Origin of the sequence: Methyloversatilis sp. (assembly GCF_030698125.1) — a bacterium.
In the GTDB taxonomy this organism is placed as follows: domain Bacteria; phylum Pseudomonadota; class Gammaproteobacteria; order Burkholderiales; family Rhodocyclaceae; genus Methyloversatilis.
In genome coordinates this window covers 70,288-86,202 of the sequence record NZ_JAUYNV010000008.1, presented here as the reverse complement: position 1 = coordinate 86,202, position 15,915 = coordinate 70,288, and the positions used below count along the sequence as shown (strand labels likewise).

Genomic DNA, 15,915 nt, shown 5'->3' with positions numbered 1-15,915 from the left:
CTGGTGCAACCGAAAGAAGGAGATCGCGTGTTCATGCCAGCCGGCACGCCACATCTGGTCGACGGGGCGTCGGACGGCGGCGTTCAGGCCACGCCTGCCCCCGCCCTAACCCGCGCCAGCGTGTGCCGGTAGCGTGCCCACACATAGGCGTCCATCACCATGACGGCGTAGACGAAGAAGCCGCCAGCGTGGCGGCCGACGAAGGAGTGTTCGGGCGTCGTCATGTGCCAGCTCACGACGCCGAGGCTGAGCGCGAAGAACAGCATGATCCATGCGCGTACCTGCATGCCGTTGAGCACCTGGCCCATGCCGGGCAGCAGCGCGGCCGCAGCCAGCACGAACAGCGGATGCGGTGGACGAGGTGTTGCCACTGCGGCGGCCGATGCGATGTCGGATGTCATGCGGCTTTCTCCATTCTCGTGATCTTGAGCGACGCGGCGATGCGCAGCGCCGCATCGAGCAGAGGTTGCAGCAGTTCGGGTTCGACGCGCGTCTCGTCCGGCAGCAGCGAACGCAGCACCAGGTAGTGCGCGCGCTGCACGCCGCCGACGCGGAACACGATGCGCACGCCGCGCGGGCTCACCAGCAGTTCCTTGAACGACGGCTCTTCGATCAGGCTGCCGGCTGCCTCGCGCAGCGTATTCAGCGGCGGTCGCCAGCCGGCCGGGCTCACCTTGGATATCTGGTGCACCGGCCAGTCGGCGGGCAGGTCGATGCGCTCGTCCATGCTGTCCGATGCGGACCAGAACTCGATGTTCTGCGGTCGCATCAACAGGTCGAAGCTGCCGCCCACCGGCAACGGCGTGCGCAGCGTGACGGACAGCCACAGCGACGGCACCTTGCGGTAGCCGACGTGATCGAGCAGGGCCTGCAACTCGAACTGCGCCCCGCCGTAGCGGCCGCTCAGGCGCGGATAGTCCGCACCCGAAGCGGCCACGTCGACCGCGTCGAACAGGCCGGTGCACTGCGCATACACCGCGGCCCGCTCGTCGCCGAATCGTCGCTGCACGCGCCGGTGCCACCACGCGAAGCACGCGCTGGCGAGCAACAGCGCCGCGATGGTCGCGATGGTCATCAGTAACCCTTCGGTCGCGGCCAGGGCATCGTGAATTGCTCGCCGCGCTTCACGTACGGATAGCGACGCACGACGAACCAGATCGACACCAGGATGTAGAAGGCCATGATCGACAGCAATGACGTGCCGTAGCCCAGATAGGTCGCGAAGTAGGTCGCGCCGCACAGCAGGCCGAGCACGATGGCGGGCACCGGATGAAACGGATGCACGTAGCCGCGCTCGATCGACCCGAGCGGCCACAGCCGGCGGAAGCGCACGATATTGAAGGACATGAAGGTGTAACCCAGCAGGCCCGACAGGATGGAGAAGGTGATCACCTGGTCGAGCAGCCCGGTGAAGGCGAACGACACCGCGATCGGGATCAGGAACAGGATGGCACGGTAGGGCGTGCGATAGCGCGGATGCACGGCGCCGAACCAGTGCGGCATGTAGCGGTCGCGCGACATCGAGAACCAGGCACGCGACGAGTCGTTGATGCAGCCGTTGGCCGAAGCGATCGCCGCGAACATGGTGCCGATGAACAGGATCACCTCCAGTTCGACACTGCCGGTCAGCCGCGCGGCGTCATACAGGGGCGTCGTCGCCTGGCCCAGGTATTCCCACGGAATGAGGCCGGTGCAGATGTACCAGGTGAGCGACGCGGCGATCAGCAGCGTCATCATGCCGCCCATGGTGCCGAGCGGAATCGAGCGGCCGGCCGAGCGCACTTCTTCCGCCGCCTGGCAGGTGCCTTCGATGCCGAGGTAGTACCACATGCCGAACTGCAGCGAAGCGAGCACGCCGATCCAGCCATACGGCAGGTCGGTCAGCAGTTCGCTGTGCCGCAGCACGCTTTCGCCGCCGGCGATGCCGGTGGTGCTGAAAAACAGCACCAGGATGGCGAGCACGGCGAAGGCGGTGATGACGAAATTCACTGTCAGCGTCATGAATACGCCGCGGTAGTTCAGCCAGGCCAGAAAGGCGATCGTCAGCACCACGAAGGGCCGTGGATCGAGTTCGGCGCCGTATTGCGCCGCCACCGCCTTCAGCAGATCGCCGACCACCAGCGCGTCGGCTGCCTCCAGCATGGTGTACGCCATCACCAGATAGAGACCGACGTTGAAGGCCATCAAGGGCCCGATGATGTGCTTGGCCTGCGTGTACTGACCGCCGGCAGCGGCCACCGTCGACGTCACCTCCGAATCGATCATCGCCACGCAGGTATAGAGCAGGCCGATCACCCAGCAGGCGATCAGCGCGCCATAGGCGCCGCCCTTCGCCACCGAGAAGTTCCAGCCCATGTACTCGCCGACCAGCACGATGCCCACGCCCAGTGCCCATACGTGCACCGGGCCCAACACTTTCAGGAGCGAAATCTTCTCCTGCTTGCCTGCTGCTGCAGTTGTCGTTCCCATCTTGTTCTCCCGTGTTCACGCACGCCGTTGTGCGTGGTTCGAACCACCGGTTACTCGTCGCCTTCGCGCGAACTGAGCAGGAAGTCTTCGCCGTAGGTGGTGCTGACGAAACGTGCATCGACCAGCATCCAGCCGACCAGCACGATCGAAATGCCCCAGGCTGCGTATTCCATTGCGGTCCAGAAATCCATGACTCAGTCCTCCTTGCCGGTGCGCGGGCCGAAGCGCTCGTTGATGACTTCGCGGTACTCGCGGTCGGACACCTTGAGCACGAAGAAGAAGTACGCGGCGATCACGGCGACCGTGATGCCGAGCGACCAGGCTTCGATCTCGTAGCTGAACTTCTTGCTGACGATGGGCTCGGCCTTCTCCGCATCGAAGCCGAGCTTCTGCCACTGGGCGGCCATGGTTTCGTTCTGCTGCATGGCCTCCCAGGTGGCGACCGGCTTGTCTGCCGGCGCATCGGACTCGGCCGCGGTACCACCGAGCAGCAGCGGCGCGAGCAGGCTCAGATAGACCAGCGCCAGCACGACGAGCGCATCGACGAACTGGCCGAAGCCCTTCTGTACCGGCGGTTTGTAGATGGTGCGGGACATGGGTGCGCTCCTCAGCCGATGTCGACGTGAGCCGGGCGCAGTGCGGCCTTGCGGGCACGGGCGCGGTGTTCGTCGAGGTGGTGGATGTCGATGCCGTAGATGTGCGCGCGGTCTTCGTCGTAATGACGCAGCATCGCCACGACGGACGCCGTGTTGAACAGCAGCACGAGTACACCGGCCACGGTCAGCACAAGGCCGACGGGCGAGCCGAAAAAGCCGTGCGGGACCGCAAGGTACACATAGCCCAGCGCCAGCCAGAGGCCGACGAGCGCGCATAGCGCCGTTGCCCGGTCACGACCGAACATGCGACTGATGCGTTGGTCGAGCGCGGGGTTTGCGGGGTGTTTGCTTTTGCCTTGATCCATCTTGCTCTCCTCCTTTATGGGTGCAATTTTTTGATGGGATGAAATCGTCAGCAGCAGAGTGGAAACGTTGGATGTGCGGTGTCGGGGTCTCCTTTTGAAAGTGATGTCCGGGGTGATGCGTTCAGGCCTGCGACTTCGAACAGAGCTGGATCACGGCGACCCCGCTCACGATAAGGGCAATGCCGGCCACTGCGGCGGCGTCGAGGCGCTGACCGAATGCGATCAGGCCGATTATTGATATTGCGACGATGCCCACACCCGACCACACCGCGTAGGCGATGCCGAGCGGAATGGTCTTGAGCGACAGCGACATCAGCGAAAACGCGATGACGTAACCAACCACGGTCACGACCAGGGGCAGCGGACGTGACAGGCCGGCCACCTGCTTCAGTGCCAGGGGCTGCCGTCCTTCGATTCGTACGGCACGAATCGAAGGACGACAGCCCCTTGTCGCGATGACTTCCGCAACGATGGCGCCCGGCAGGAAGAGCCATCCGGTCACGTCCGCAGACTCCTCATGGCAGCACGGGTCAGAAACCGTTGTGACCCGGGATCCAGCTGGTACCCGCCAGCGGAATGCGCGCCATGGCGGCGGCTTCCAGCGTCAGCGCAACCAGATCTTCGCGTTCCAGGTGATGCACGTTCTGCTTGCCGCAGGCACGCGCAATCGTGGTCAGTTCCATGTTCATCGTCTGCAGGTAGTTCTTGACGCGGCGCGCGCCGACGTCCGGCTGCAGGCGCTGCTCCAGGATGGCGTCCTGAGTGGTCACGCCGACCGGGCACCTGCCGGTGTGGCAGTGGTGGCAGAAGCCCGGTGCCGTGCCCAGCGCGTCGTAGCCTTCGATGGCCGACACGTGTTCGCCGTTCTGGATATAGCTCTCGGAATTGCAGCCGAGCGCGAACAGGATGCCCTGGCCGATGGCCACGGCGTCGGCACCCATGGCCAGCGCCTTGGCGACGTCGGGGCCGCTGCGGATGCCGCCGGACACGATGAGCTGCACCTTGCCCTTCATGTTCAGGTCTTCCAGCGCATCGACGGCCTGGCGCACCGCGGCCAGCGTCGGAATGCCGACGTGCTCGATGTAGCAGGTCTGCGTCGCGGCGGTGCCGCCCTGCATGCCGTCCACCACCACGACGTCGGCGCCCGAATGCACGGCCAGCTTGACGTCGTTGAAGGTGCGGGTCGCGCCGACCTTCACATAGATCGGCTTCTCCCAGTCGGTCAGTTCGCGCAGTTCCTGGATCTTGATCGCCAGATCGTCCGGACCGGTCCAGTCGGGATGGCGACAGGCCGAGCGCTGGTCGACGCCCTGCGGCAGCGTGCGCATCTTGGCCACGCGCGGATTCACCTTCTGGCCGAGCAGCATGCCGCCGCCGCCCGGCTTGGCGCCCTGGCCGATCACCACTTCGATCGCGTCGGCGCGGCGCACGTCGTCCGGATTGAAGCCGTAGCGCGACGGCAGGCACTGATACACCAGCGTCTTCGACGAGCCGCGCTCTTCCTGCGTCATGCCGCCGTCACCGGTGGTGGTCGAGGTACCCATTTCGGTCGCGGCGCGGCCGAGCGACTCCTTCACGTTGGCCGACAGCGCGCCGAAGCTCATGCCGGCGATGGTGATCGGGATGTCGAGTTCGATCGGCTTCTTCGCGAAGCGCGTGCCGAGCACCGTCTTGGTGACGCACTTTTCGCGATAGCCTTCGAGCGGGTAGCGCGACAGCGAACCGGCCAGAAAGACCAGATCGTCGAAGTGCGGCAGCTTGCGCTTGGCGCCCAGACCGCGGATTTCGTACAGGCCGTGTGCGGCCGCATTCTGGATATAGTCGATGACGCTGCGGTCGAAACTGGCCGACTGTTCGAGCGACGGGCGTTTGAACGTAACGGGCTTGGTGTCCATGCTGAGTCCTTTGGTGCTGAGTCCTGCGGGTTTCCGGTACGCCCGGCTCAATATTCCTGGTCGGCGTCGGCGTTCCAGTGGTACAGGGAACGTGCCGAGGCGATGCGCCTGAATGACTTCGGATCGTGGTCCAGACCGGCCTTCGACAGCAGTTCAGCCAGCGCCGCGTAGTCGGCGTCGGTCATGTCCTCGAACTGCGCATCGGCGCCGAGCGATTTCGCCGTGCCGCGGATGTAGATGACCGCCTCGTACAAGGAGTCGCCGAGCGCGTCGCCGGCATTGCCGCAGATGACCATGCGGCCGGCCTGCGCCATGAAGCCGGAAAAGCTGCCGACGCTGCCGCCAACCACGATGTCGCCGCCCTTGAGCGAAATGCCGCAGCGCAGGCCGGCGTCGCCGTCGATCACCAGCAGGCCGCCGTGTGCGGTGGCGCCGGCGCCATTCGACGCGAAGCCCTTCACATGCACGGTGCCGCTCATCATGTTCTCGGCGACACCGGTGCCGGCGCTGCCGTGGATCACCACGGTGGCGTGCTTGTTCATGCCGGCCGCGTAGTAGCCGGCATGGCCATGCACCTCGACCGTGACCGGGTGATTCAGACCGACCGCGATGTTGTGCGCGCCGTCCGGGTTCAGCACCGACACGTGGCGACGGTCACCGTCGGCCAGGTCGCGGTGCAGGAAGCGGTTCATGTCGCTCAGCGACGAGGCCGCAAGATCGAAGCTCAGGCGTTCCATACGTACATCTCCTCGGGCGCGGGTTCGAACACGTGGGCGTGCTTGACGCCGGGCAGGTGGGCGAGCGAACGGAATTCCGACGCGATCGCCACGTAGTCGTCGGTTTCGGCGACCACCGCAGGCTTGCAGGCGAACGGGTCGCGGATCAGCGCAAGCTTGTCCGGCGTCCCCATCAGGAAGGTGTAGAAACCGTCCATCTCGTCGAAGCCGCGCTGCAGCGCCGCCTCCAGCTCGTCGCCTTCGCGCAGCCGCCATTCGAGGAAGCGGCAGGCTGCTTCGGTGTCGTTGTCGGTGTCGAAATGGATGCCGTGCGGCTGCAGCTTGCGACGGATGTCATTCGGGTTCGACAGCGAACCGTTGTGCACCAGGCAGAAATCCTCGCCGGCCGTGAACGGGTGGGCGCGGTCCGGCGTCACCGCCGATTCGGTCGCCATCCGGGTGTGGCCGACCAGGTGCGAGCCCTTCATCGACTTGAAGTCGTAGCGCTCGGCCACTTCGGCCGGCGTGCCGACGTCCTTGTACAGGTCGATCGTGCGACCGGTGCTCAGGATGTGCAGCTTCGGATGGTGTTCGCGCAACCAGCGCTTGATCATGTCCGGCGCCACCGCGAACGACAGCACGGCGTGATTGTTCTTCACGTCGATGATCGCCTCGACGTCGAGGTGATCCTTCAGCGCGTGCGTCAGACCATGCCAGTTGAAATCCGCGCCTTCATCGGTCAGCCCGGAATACAGGCTCAGCTTGCGCGAGCCCTCGGCCAGCGGATCGGCGAACACCGCCAGACCGGCCGAATCCGGCCCGCGTTCGGTCATGCCGATCAGCATGGGCACCATCAACTCGCCCAGTCTTTCCTTCAGTGCCGGTGTCTTCACCAGCAAACCCACGATTCCACACATATCGGTTCTCCGGGGATGATCAGAAAAATTCGAGGTAGCTCTGCACTTCCCAATCGGAAACGTGGCGCATGTACTCGACCCACTCCATGTGCTTGAGACGCAGGAACTCGTCGACGACCGGACCCAGTGCAGCCCGGATCACTTCGTCCTTTTCGAGCGCCAGCAGCGCTTCATGCAGGTTCTGCGGCAGTACGCCGATGCCGGCCGCGTCGAGCTGGGCCTGGCTGTAGTCGTACAGGTTGTCGTTGTTCGGCGCGCCCGGATCGAGCTCGTTGTTCACGCCGTCCATGCCGGCTGCGATCACTGCGGCGGTGGCCAGATAGGCGTTGCAGGAGGCGTCGGGCAGGCGAAGTTCAAGCCGGCCGCCGGGGCTGCGGATCATGCCGCTGCGGTTGTTGCCGCCGTAGCAGATGTAGGCCGGCGCCCAGGTGGCACCGGTCAGCGAGCGGCCGACCACCAGACGCTTGTATGAATTGACCGTCGGGCAGCACAGCGCAGCCAGCGCCGGCGCGTGCTTGAGCAGGCCGGCCGCCCAGTGGTAGGCCAGCTTCGACAGCGCCAGGCCGTGCTTGTCGGACTTGTCCTCGAACAGGTTCTTCTTGCCGCCGGGCGCCGTTTCGCCGATCGACATGTGCATGTGCAGACCGTTGCCCGGGCGGTTCGAGAACGGCTTGGGCATGAAGGAACAGATCAGGCCCAGGTCGGCGGCGATCTCGGCGGCACCCATCTTGAAGAAGGTGTAGTGGTCGCACGAGGTCAGCGCGTCGGTGAAGGTGTAGTTGATTTCGAACTGGCCGTTCGCGTCTTCGTGGTCGATCTGATAGACGTCGATGCCGACCGCGCGCAGCGATTCGGACAGCCGTTCGAGAAAGACCCGGGCACGCGACAGGCCCTTGTAGTCGTAACAGGGCTTGGCCAGCGTGTCGCCGGCGTCGGCCGGCAGGATCTTGCCCTCGACCTTGCGCAGCAGCGAGAACTCCGGCTCCATGCCGGTGTAGAAGGTCCAGCCGCGCGACTTGAATTGTTCGAGCTGCTTCTTCAGCACCACGCGGGCGTCGAATTCGTGCGGCGTGCCGTGCGTATGGCCGTCGCAGGCGATGCGCGCATAGCCCGGCTGCCAGGGCACCAGCGACAGCGTCGACGCATCGCCGACCGCCATGTAGTCGGCGTCGACATTGGGCGTCATGCCCATGCCCCAGATGGCGAACCCGGCGAAGCCGGCGCCATCGCTCACCACGGTGTCGTAATGTTCGACCGGGACCGATTTGGTCTTGGCCGAACCGTGGATGTCGACGAACTGTGCCAGCAGATACCTGACCTTGTTGTCTTTCAGAAACTGCTTTGCTTCGCTCGGTGTCATGTCATTTCTCCCTGTCGCCCGCTGTTGTTCAGTCCCGTTAAGCTTCGACGCCGACCGCGCCACCGCCCAGATCGCCCGCCACCTCGACCAGCGTGAGCCACAGATAGCCCCCCCACGTGCCGTCGCACCACAGACGGACGACCGGGCCATCGGCGCTGTCGAGCGTCAGCGCGGTCACCCCCACGCCGACCATGGACGTCATCACCAGCGCCGGCGCCGCCAGCGTGGAGAAATCGAAGGCGCAGGTCTGGCGCAGCAATTCGGGGATCTGCGTGCCGGTGAGCTCCAGCGCGGCGTCGAAGCGCGGCACGGGATACACGCGCTCGCCCGGCGGCTGCGCCATCAGTGCGGCGGTACGCGTGCCGCCCGGCGCATCTTCGATCAGGTATTCGGTCAGCCCGAGGCGCGCCACCAGCGTGCCGTCGGCGAGTTGCAGGAAACTGTTCGGTTGCGCCGGCGTGTCGATGCCCTGCGCATTGAGCCAGGCGGCTGCGCCCGCTCCCTTGACACCAGTACGATGCAGGAAACTCCGGTCGCCGATGCCGGCGCTGGCCCGCCTGGCGGCTTCGCCGGCGCCGAAGCGCGCGACAACCTGCATCCGTTCGCGGGTGGTCCAGTCCCGGGCGAGTGGCGCCTGCACGTCGAACAACGGGCTGATGCGCAGTACTGCGTTCATGTCGCCTCCTTCTGGCGGGCATCTGTCGGGTCGAAGAACGGTGTCGTACAGACTTCGGCCGGCACCATCGTTCCATCGGTGACGCGAATGGACAGCGCCGTGCCGGGTGCGGTCATTTCGGGCGGCACGAAGGCGAGCCCGATGTGGCGACCGACATTCGGGCTCCACGAAATACTCGTCACGCGGCCGACGATGTCGCCGTCACCGATGATCAGATGGCATTCCTGCGGCACCTGACCGAGGTGGTTGGCCGGCAGCATGAAGCCGACCAGCCGGCGTTTCAGCGGCAGCTTCCTGATGATTTTCAGTGAGCGCTGGCCGGTGAAGAAGGGCTTGTCGAGTTTGACCGCCCAGTCCATGCCCACTTCGAACGGATGGGTCAGGCCGTCGGTGTCCTGGCTGACGATGAGGTGACCCTTTTCCAGCCGCAGCAGGCGCTGCGCCTCGACGCCGAAGGCACCGATGCCGGACGCCTCGCCCGCCTTCATCAACAGATCCCACAGCACCGGACCGTACTCGGCCGGCGCATGGATTTCGTAACCCCACTCGCCGACGAAGCCGACCCGCATCATGCGCACCGGCACGCCGGCCACCAGGCCGGATCGCACCGCGAGGTAGGGGAAGGCGGCCGATGACAGATCCATGTCGGTCAGCGTCGCCAGCACGGCGCGCGACGCCGGTCCGGCGAGATTCATCGCCGAGTACGCGCCGGTCAGATTCACCAGACCGCAATCGAGCCGCCATTCGGTGTTCAGGCGCGACAGTTCGCGATACACGGTGGCGGCACCGGACGAGGTCGTCGTGAAGTAGAAGACGTCATCGGCCACGCGCGCCACGACACCTTCGTCGGCCAGCACGCCGGAGTCGTCGCACATCACCGCATAGCGCGTGCTGCCGACCTTCATGTTGTCATAGCGGCCGGCATAGACGCGGTTCAGGAACTCGGCCGCCTGCGGACCGCGCACTTCCAGCTTGCCCAGCGTGCCGACGTCGATCAGACCGACCGCCGAACGCACCCGTGCCACTTCGGCGCGCACGCAGTCGGTGGCCGTGCGACCCTCGACCGCGTAGTAGGCCGGCCGCTCCCAGGCACCTGCCTGCATGAACACGGCACCGAGCCTGGCGTGGCGGCCGTGCAGCGGCGACTGGCGCTGCGGGCTGAAGCCGCGGCCAGCCAGATGCGACAGCGGCACCGGGTGGAAGAACGGCCGGGCGGTGGTCGTGCCGACCTGCTGCGGCGACTTGCCGGTCAGGCGCGCCAGGATGCGCAGCGCCGTCATGTTCGAATGCTTGCCCTGACTCGGGCCCATGCCGACGGTCGAGTAGCGCTTCATCAACTCGATGTTGTCGTAGCCCTCCTGCACCGCGTTCTCGAAATCCTTCACCTGCAGGTCTTCGTCGAAATCGACGAAGTTCTTGCCATCCGGGTGGGCAACGATGGGCCAGGCATGCGACGGCGATTCGGTTTCCGGCTGTATCACCGCATCGATCGCACTCGGAAAACCGGTGTGCGCCGCGGCGGCGGCACCGGCGCGCCGGCCGTCGGCAATGCGTGACTCGATGCGGTAGGCACCATTCACCCGGCCACAGGCGAACACGCCCTGCGGCAGCACATCCGGCACGAACTGCTGCAGGCCGTCGTCGAAACGCATCTTCGTTCCGGCCTGGTACAGCAGGTTGGCGGCCGGCGACCAGCCGGTGCTCATCGCCAGCCCGTCGCAATCGATGCGCCGCGTCGAACCGGCGACCACCTTGCCCGCCGCATCGACGCGGCACACGGTGACGCCGGCCAGCGCGCCGCGGCCGTCGGCATGCGCCTCGTACACCGCGTGGCCGGTGAGCAGTTCGACCCCGCGGCTGCGCAGCACGTCGAGCTGCGGCGACGCAGGCACGTCGGCGCGCAGGTCGAGCACGGCGGCGACTTCACCGCCGGCCGCCAGCACGTCGAGCGCGACGCGATAGCCGTCGGCGTTCGCCGCCAGCACCACGCTGCGCTGCGCCGGCAGCACGGCGTAGCGATAGATCAGGCGCTGCATGGCCGAGCCGTTCATGACGCCCGGCAGGTCGTTGTTGCGGAACACGGCCGGTTGTTCGAACGCACCGCTGGCGACCACCACTGCCGCGGCGCGCATCTTCGTCATGCGTTCGGCGTCGATCAGCGGCACCCAGTTGTCGGCGTAATAGGCGCCGGCACACGTGCCTTCGAGCAGGCGGATGCCGGCGTGCGCCTTCACGCGCTGCAGCAGTGCGCGGGTGTGCTCGCGCCGCGCCGCGTCGCCACCGAGCTGGAACAGGCCGCTGCCGCCGGCGTGCGCATTCTCGTCGACGATGACCACCTTCGCGCCGGCGTCGGCCGCTGCCAGGGCGGCGGACAGGCCGGACGGACCGGCGCCGATCACCAGCACGTCGCAGAAGTCATAGCGCTTGGGCGTGCGGACGTGCGGCGTGTCGAAATCGAGCACGCCCAGACCGGTGATGCGGCGGAACATGCGCTCCCATTTCGGGAACAGCCGCTTCGAATGGAAGGCCTTGTAGTAGAAGCCGACTGGCAGGAAGCGCGCGAACAGGCCGAGCACGCGGGCGCGGTCGTTGGCGACGCCGCCAAAGGTATTGACGGCCGTCAGGTCCATGCCGTCGCGCAGCGCAACGACGTCGCCGCGGGTGTTCAGGCGCGGGCCGTCCTGCAGCATGACGTTCACGTCATGGTTGGCGGCCGACAGGATGCCGCGCACCCGGTGGTACTTGAAGCTGCGGCCGAGTGCGCGCTGGCCGGCGGCCCACAGCGCGCTGGAAATGCTGTCGCCGGCAAGACCTTCGAAAGCGGATCCCTCGAAACGGAAGCGGACGACCGTACTGCGGTCAATCCACTCGTCGGGCATGGCGGGCAGGCGCTTCACCGGTCATCTCCATATAGATAGGTACGCAGCACAAAATCCTTCTCGGTATCGCGCTCGGCGATGAACCAGGTGTTCGACGGCGTGTGGCACCACCACTCCTTCTTCACGCCGGGTGCGCCATTGCGGTTGAACACGTAGGCGGCCCACTCGTCATCGCTGCAGGTGTCGGGATCCGGCATCGGGCGGATTTCGCCCCAGTAGACGAATTCCGATACCGGCCGCGTGCCATTGACCGGACAGGTCATCAATTTCATGTCGTCGCTCCTGCGGTCTGGCGAAGGAATACGGGCAAAGCTTCAGTGACCCACACTTGCCGCTCCCTTCTCGCCGGTCAGCGCGTAGTTGCGGAAGCGGTCCAGCGAAAAACCGGTGATCAGTTCGTGCGGCTTGTCGTTCGCCACCGTCCAGGCCATCGTCTTGCCGCACACCGGTGTCGCCTTGAAGCCCCAGGTGCCCCAGCCGGAATCGAGATAGAAGCCCTCGACCGGCGTCATGCCCATGATCGGGGCGAAGTCGGGCGTCATGTCGGCCATGCCGGCCCACTGGCGCACCACCTTCACGTGCGACAGGAAGGGGAACATGTCGAGCAGGTGCGCCGACAGGCCTTCCGGGAAGTCGAGCGTCGAGCGGGTCGATTGCACTTCGTACGGATCGAGCGACGCGCCCATCACCAGTTCGCCGCGCGAACTCTGGCTGACGTAGATGTGCAGGCTGCCCGACACCAGGATGGAATCGAGCCAGGGCTTCATCGGCTCGCTCACCATGGCCTGCAGCGGGTGGATGTAGATGGGCGTCTTGATGCCGACCATGTCGGTGATGCGCGGGGTGAAGCCCGCCACCGCGCAGATCACCTTGTTCGTCGCGATGAAGCCGCGCGTGGTATGCACGCCGACCACCTTGCCGCCCTTCACCTCGATGCCGGTGACCGCAGTCTGCTGGTGGATTTCAGCGCCGCGCATGTCGGCGCCGCGGCCGTAGCCCCAGGCCACCGCGTCGTGACGGGCCACCGCGCCGGGCGCGTGGTACAGCGCGCCCTGGATCGGCGCGTGGCCGCCACAGGACAGGTCCATCTGCGGCGTGGCGCGCTTCACGTCTTCCGGCCCGACCACTTCGGACGCGATGCCGTAATGCTTGTTCACCTCGGCGCGCCAGCGCATCGTGCGCATCGCCGAGTCTGTATGTGCCAGCGTGAAGTGGCCGCGGGTGGAGAAGAACAGGTTGAGGTCGAACTCGGTCGACAGGTCCTGCCACAGCTGCACGGACTTGTCGTAGAACTTGACGCCTTCGGGCGTCAGGTAGTTCGAGCGGATGATGGTGGTGTTGCGGCCGGTGTTGCCGCCGCCGATGTAACCTTTTTCGAGCACCGCGACATTGGTGATGCCGTGGTCGCGCGCCAGGTAGTAGGCGCTGGCCAGCCCGTGGCCGCCGCCGCCGATGATCACCACGTCGTACGAAGGTTTCAGCGTGTCGTGGGTCGTGAACATCCGCGGTTCCGGATGTGACTTGGACAGACCGAACCGCAATAGGCGCCAGGGCATGAAATTTTCCGAAGTTGGGTTTCCGCAGTTCCAGGCTGCGGGGCGACCGCCGGTGGGCGACTCGCTTCACGACAATGTTCGTGTGAAGCAACTTTAGTTCAAATCATGAACCTTTTAAAGCAGGAGTCAACAAAAATTCGTACGATGAAACCTGGCACGTAAAATCGCGCACAGCCAGAACAGGGAGGCCACAACAATGAGCACGCAAGACAGTGCGATGGAAGGCGAACTCGAGCGCTATCTCGGCACCACGATCCGCGAGTTGCGCCGGGCACACGGACTGACGATTGCCGACATTTCGGACCGCGCCGACATCAGCCGCGGCATGCTGTCACGCATCGAAAACGGCCAGACCGCCACCAGCCTGGACGCGCTGTCGCGCATCGCACGCGCGCTCGGCGTGTCGCTGTCGGCGCTGTTCAAGGACTACGAAACCGAAGGCGGCGGCGCCCAGCTCGTGAAAGCCGGCGAAAGCATGGAAGTGGCGCGGCGCGGCACGAAGAGCGGCCACACCTATCACCTGCTGTCCTACCACCAGGGGCCGACCAAGCTGTTCGAGCCCTTCCTGATCACCATCGAACAGACCTCGGCCACCTTCCCGGTGTTCGAGCATCCGGGCACCGAATTCATCTACATGCTGGAAGGCCGCATCGACTACCGCCACGGCAAGACCATTCACTCGCTGGAGCCGGGCGACGCGCTCACCTTCGACGGCAATGTGCCGCACGGCCCGGAAAAGCTGACCGAAGTGCCGATCCGCTTCCTGTCGATCATCATTTATCCGGAGCAGGCACACGAGTGAGGGGGCGGCGGGGCGCAGATCGAAGGATCCGATGCGTGCGTGAACGTATTCCGCGTACGGGTCGCCGCGCGTCAGCGACGTATCGATCTTGAAACCGGAGCCGGAATCAGTGCGCCTCGTGACGAATGCACTCGATGGCAATGCCCAGCGGTTCCGCCAACGGCAGCCAGGCGCGGTCAGCGGTAATGGCCACTGCGTCCTGCGCACGCGCCAGCGCCAGACAGGCGCGATCGCCGAGCGACAGGCCGAGATGCCGGGTCGGCTCGCGCAGCACGCCTGCCTCTGTTGCCTGCGCGGCGTCGAAAGACACGCAGTCGGCCCTCAGATGGCCGACGACCTGACGCAGGACGGATTCCGCATGGCCCAACCGGGCCAGACGTGACACCACTTCGGCTGCATTGACACTCGAAATCAGGCAGTCGCCGGTACCCAACAATTCAAGCACGCGCGCCTGTCCCGGCTCCTTCAGTATCCACGCGAGGCAGGCTGAAGCATCCAGCACGTACTTCATGCTGCGGGCTTTCCGTGCCGTGCGGCAAACTCGGCGGCCTCGGCATCGTCGCGCGCCGCCTCGGCCCGTCGGTCGGCGATCAGTTCATCCACCAGCGAGCCACCCTGGTAATCCTTGAACAACTCAGCGAAGAACTTTTGGGCGCGTTCCAGTTGCTGCTTGCGCGAAGTCAGCACGATCTGGCCATCGACTTCGACCCAGATAACCTCATCGCCTTCCTTCAGGCCCAGCTTCTGGCGGTACTCCTTCGGAACGACCACTCGGCCACCTTGTGACATTACCGACGCGTTCATGTCAATTTACCTATTAAGTGACATTTACGATCTTAGTGACCAAAGCGTGGCACGGCAAGGAAACTTGCCTCAAGAAAACACGCGAGCAAAGACGTGCTGTCGGCGCTTTCAGGTGACTGTGCACGCTTTTGCCAAGGGAGGCCCACGGATCAGCGCGAATCGCCAGATTCGCGAACCTGAAGGTTTTCATGGAGCTGTACGAAGGCCAGGATGACCTCGCGCAGTACCTTGCGCTGCGCGAGCGGAAGCTTCAGGAAGGCTTCGATCAGTTCGCGTTCGGCGGGCGTGATGCCTTCGGCCCAGATCTGCTGCCTCTCCCTTACCTTGCGGACCACACCTTCGCCGTATTGCAGCACCTGCGGTTCGATGGCAAGCAGGTCGGCCAGCACCTCAAGCTTGTCCTGTGACGGTATTGCACCACCCTTGAGCCAGCGGGATACCGCCTGGTAAGTCACCGCACGCCCCCAGTAGCGGGTGTTGAACTCTTTTTCGAGCACCGAAGGACGTGGTTCAAGACCAGCGCGCTGCATTGCAGCGGCAAGTCTTTCGGCAAAGGCGGCTTTGTCATTCATGCGGCCAGACCTTAAGTTCGGCCCACATGGCAACCTAACAAGCTGTTGTATCGTGAACACAACTATTGGTTGTATTCATTCATCAACTGCTTCTCATGGCCAAATCATTGCTCGAACAACTCCCCGAAATCGTCGCCCGCGGGCGGCAGGTTGCCGAAAGAATTCTCGAAAGTCTGGAAGGGCGCCACCGGGTCGGATTGCAGACCCGCGAATGGGTGCTGCCCGCACGGGACAGCGCCGCCACCGACTGGATAAGCAGCGAGGCACGGCGCGACGCGCTCGATGCCGGCACATCGGAGTGGGTGAAC

At 65.1% G+C, this 15,915-nt stretch carries 19 protein-coding genes; 1 reads left to right on the top strand and 18 read right to left on the bottom strand.

What is annotated here, in order from left to right:
• Positions 1 to 83: 83 nt before the first annotated feature.
• From Q8Q80_RS04315 to Q8Q80_RS04245, 15 genes are all read right to left on the bottom strand, one after another.
• Positions 84 to 401, bottom strand: a complete 318-nt coding sequence (locus Q8Q80_RS04315; protein WP_305614245.1) for a hypothetical protein — start codon at positions 399 to 401, stop codon at positions 84 to 86.
• On the bottom strand, positions 398 to 1,075 hold the full coding sequence (locus tag Q8Q80_RS04310; protein WP_305631738.1) for a hypothetical protein: 678 nt from the start codon (positions 1,073 to 1,075) through the stop codon (positions 398 to 400). The genes Q8Q80_RS04315 and Q8Q80_RS04310 overlap by 4 nt, the downstream gene beginning before the upstream one ends.
• Positions 1,075 to 2,469, bottom strand: a complete 1,395-nt coding sequence (locus Q8Q80_RS04305) for an APC family permease (RefSeq protein WP_305631737.1) — start codon at positions 2,467 to 2,469, stop codon at positions 1,075 to 1,077. Before Q8Q80_RS04305 ends, Q8Q80_RS04310 begins: the two co-directional genes overlap by 1 nt.
• A gap of 50 nt (positions 2,470 to 2,519) precedes the next feature.
• Positions 2,520 to 2,660, bottom strand: coding sequence for a hypothetical protein (locus Q8Q80_RS04300; RefSeq protein ID WP_305631736.1), 141 nt, complete (start codon positions 2,658 to 2,660; stop codon positions 2,520 to 2,522).
• Between the two features lie 3 nt (positions 2,661 to 2,663).
• Positions 2,664 to 3,065 (bottom strand): hypothetical protein, encoded by a 402-nt coding sequence (locus Q8Q80_RS04295; protein ID WP_305631735.1) that lies wholly within the window; start codon positions 3,063 to 3,065, stop codon positions 2,664 to 2,666.
• A gap of 11 nt (positions 3,066 to 3,076) precedes the next feature.
• Entirely contained in the window at positions 3,077 to 3,430 is a 354-nt protein-coding gene (locus tag Q8Q80_RS04290) for a hypothetical protein (protein ID WP_305631734.1), read from the bottom strand.
• Between the two features lie 121 nt (positions 3,431 to 3,551).
• A complete protein-coding gene (locus tag Q8Q80_RS04285) occupies positions 3,552 to 3,932 on the bottom strand; it encodes a multidrug efflux SMR transporter (RefSeq protein WP_305631733.1) in 381 nt (126 codons plus the stop codon).
• Between the two features lie 28 nt (positions 3,933 to 3,960).
• Entirely contained in the window at positions 3,961 to 5,325 is a 1,365-nt protein-coding gene (locus Q8Q80_RS04280) for an FMN-binding glutamate synthase family protein (RefSeq protein WP_257094293.1), read from the bottom strand.
• 47 nt (positions 5,326 to 5,372) lie between these two features.
• Positions 5,373 to 6,062 carry a protein glxC gene (locus Q8Q80_RS04275; protein ID WP_305631732.1) on the bottom strand — a complete coding sequence of 230 codons (690 nt, stop codon included), beginning with the start codon at positions 6,060 to 6,062 and terminating at the stop codon, positions 5,373 to 5,375.
• Positions 6,050 to 6,958 (bottom strand): class II glutamine amidotransferase, encoded by a 909-nt coding sequence (locus Q8Q80_RS04270; RefSeq protein ID WP_257081826.1) that lies wholly within the window; start codon positions 6,956 to 6,958, stop codon positions 6,050 to 6,052. The genes Q8Q80_RS04275 and Q8Q80_RS04270 overlap by 13 nt, the downstream gene beginning before the upstream one ends.
• Before the next feature lie 19 nt (positions 6,959 to 6,977).
• Entirely contained in the window at positions 6,978 to 8,318 is a 1,341-nt protein-coding gene (glnT, locus tag Q8Q80_RS04265; protein WP_305631731.1) for a type III glutamate--ammonia ligase, read from the bottom strand.
• 37 nt (positions 8,319 to 8,355) lie between these two features.
• Complete coding sequence (locus Q8Q80_RS04260) at positions 8,356 to 8,994, bottom strand: methylglutamate dehydrogenase (protein ID WP_305631730.1); 639 nt, start codon at positions 8,992 to 8,994, stop codon at positions 8,356 to 8,358.
• On the bottom strand, positions 8,991 to 11,873 hold the full coding sequence (locus tag Q8Q80_RS04255; RefSeq protein WP_305631788.1) for a glycine cleavage T C-terminal barrel domain-containing protein: 2,883 nt from the start codon (positions 11,871 to 11,873) through the stop codon (positions 8,991 to 8,993). Before Q8Q80_RS04255 ends, Q8Q80_RS04260 begins: the two co-directional genes overlap by 4 nt.
• A 14-nt stretch (positions 11,874 to 11,887) precedes the next feature.
• A complete protein-coding gene (locus tag Q8Q80_RS04250; protein ID WP_257081823.1) occupies positions 11,888 to 12,145 on the bottom strand; it encodes a sarcosine oxidase subunit delta in 258 nt (85 codons plus the stop codon).
• Between the two features lie 42 nt (positions 12,146 to 12,187).
• A complete protein-coding gene (locus tag Q8Q80_RS04245) occupies positions 12,188 to 13,429 on the bottom strand; it encodes an FAD-dependent oxidoreductase (RefSeq protein WP_306441089.1) in 1,242 nt (413 codons plus the stop codon).
• 196 nt (positions 13,430 to 13,625) lie between these two features.
• On the opposite strand from Q8Q80_RS04245, the gene Q8Q80_RS04240 reads away from it, so the two are divergent.
• Positions 13,626 to 14,231, top strand: coding sequence for an XRE family transcriptional regulator (locus Q8Q80_RS04240; protein WP_069038618.1), 606 nt, complete (start codon positions 13,626 to 13,628; stop codon positions 14,229 to 14,231).
• A 106-nt stretch (positions 14,232 to 14,337) separates the two neighbouring features.
• Here Q8Q80_RS04240 and Q8Q80_RS04235 read toward each other — a convergent pair whose 3' ends face one another.
• From Q8Q80_RS04235 to Q8Q80_RS04225, 3 genes are all read right to left on the bottom strand, one after another.
• The gene (locus Q8Q80_RS04235; protein WP_305631729.1) at positions 14,338 to 14,742 is read right to left on the bottom strand and encodes a type II toxin-antitoxin system VapC family toxin; all 405 of its coding nucleotides are present in this window, start codon (positions 14,740 to 14,742) and stop codon (positions 14,338 to 14,340) included.
• Entirely contained in the window at positions 14,739 to 15,035 is a 297-nt protein-coding gene (locus Q8Q80_RS04230; protein ID WP_305631728.1) for an AbrB/MazE/SpoVT family DNA-binding domain-containing protein, read from the bottom strand. Before Q8Q80_RS04230 ends, Q8Q80_RS04235 begins: the two co-directional genes overlap by 4 nt.
• A 149-nt stretch (positions 15,036 to 15,184) precedes the next feature.
• Entirely contained in the window at positions 15,185 to 15,607 is a 423-nt protein-coding gene (locus Q8Q80_RS04225; protein ID WP_305631727.1) for a helix-turn-helix transcriptional regulator, read from the bottom strand.
• Between the last annotated feature and the right edge of the window lie 308 nt (positions 15,608 to 15,915).

Coding starts and splice junctions, on each gene's coding strand:
- Q8Q80_RS04315 (WP_305614245.1), bottom strand. CDS start 401: ATGACATCCGACATCGCATCGGCCGCCGCAGTGGCAACACCTCGTCCA.
- Q8Q80_RS04310 (WP_305631738.1), bottom strand. CDS start 1,075: ATGACCATCGCGACCATCGCGGCGCTGTTGCTCGCCAGCGCGTGCTTC.
- Q8Q80_RS04305 (WP_305631737.1), bottom strand. CDS start 2,469: ATGGGAACGACAACTGCAGCAGCAGGCAAGCAGGAGAAGATTTCGCTC.
- Q8Q80_RS04300 (WP_305631736.1), bottom strand. CDS start 2,660: ATGGATTTCTGGACCGCAATGGAATACGCAGCCTGGGGCATTTCGATC.
- Q8Q80_RS04295 (WP_305631735.1), bottom strand. CDS start 3,065: ATGTCCCGCACCATCTACAAACCGCCGGTACAGAAGGGCTTCGGCCAG.
- Q8Q80_RS04290 (WP_305631734.1), bottom strand. CDS start 3,430: ATGGATCAAGGCAAAAGCAAACACCCCGCAAACCCCGCGCTCGACCAA.
- Q8Q80_RS04280 (WP_257094293.1), bottom strand. CDS start 5,325: ATGGACACCAAGCCCGTTACGTTCAAACGCCCGTCGCTCGAACAGTCG.
- Q8Q80_RS04275 (WP_305631732.1), bottom strand. CDS start 6,062: ATGGAACGCCTGAGCTTCGATCTTGCGGCCTCGTCGCTGAGCGACATG.
- Q8Q80_RS04270 (WP_257081826.1), bottom strand. CDS start 6,958: ATGTGTGGAATCGTGGGTTTGCTGGTGAAGACACCGGCACTGAAGGAA.
- glnT (WP_305631731.1), bottom strand. CDS start 8,318: ATGACACCGAGCGAAGCAAAGCAGTTTCTGAAAGACAACAAGGTCAGG.
- Q8Q80_RS04260 (WP_305631730.1), bottom strand. CDS start 8,994: ATGAACGCAGTACTGCGCATCAGCCCGTTGTTCGACGTGCAGGCGCCA.
- Q8Q80_RS04255 (WP_305631788.1), bottom strand. CDS start 11,873: ATGCCCGACGAGTGGATTGACCGCAGTACGGTCGTCCGCTTCCGTTTC.
- Q8Q80_RS04250 (WP_257081823.1), bottom strand. CDS start 12,145: ATGAAATTGATGACCTGTCCGGTCAATGGCACGCGGCCGGTATCGGAA.
- Q8Q80_RS04245 (WP_306441089.1), bottom strand. CDS start 13,429: ATGCCCTGGCGCCTATTGCGGTTCGGTCTGTCCAAGTCACATCCGGAA.
- Q8Q80_RS04240 (WP_069038618.1), top strand. CDS start 13,626: ATGAGCACGCAAGACAGTGCGATGGAAGGCGAACTCGAGCGCTATCTC.
- Q8Q80_RS04235 (WP_305631729.1), bottom strand. CDS start 14,742: ATGAAGTACGTGCTGGATGCTTCAGCCTGCCTCGCGTGGATACTGAAG.
- Q8Q80_RS04230 (WP_305631728.1), bottom strand. CDS start 15,035: ATGAACGCGTCGGTAATGTCACAAGGTGGCCGAGTGGTCGTTCCGAAG.
- Q8Q80_RS04225 (WP_305631727.1), bottom strand. CDS start 15,607: ATGAATGACAAAGCCGCCTTTGCCGAAAGACTTGCCGCTGCAATGCAG.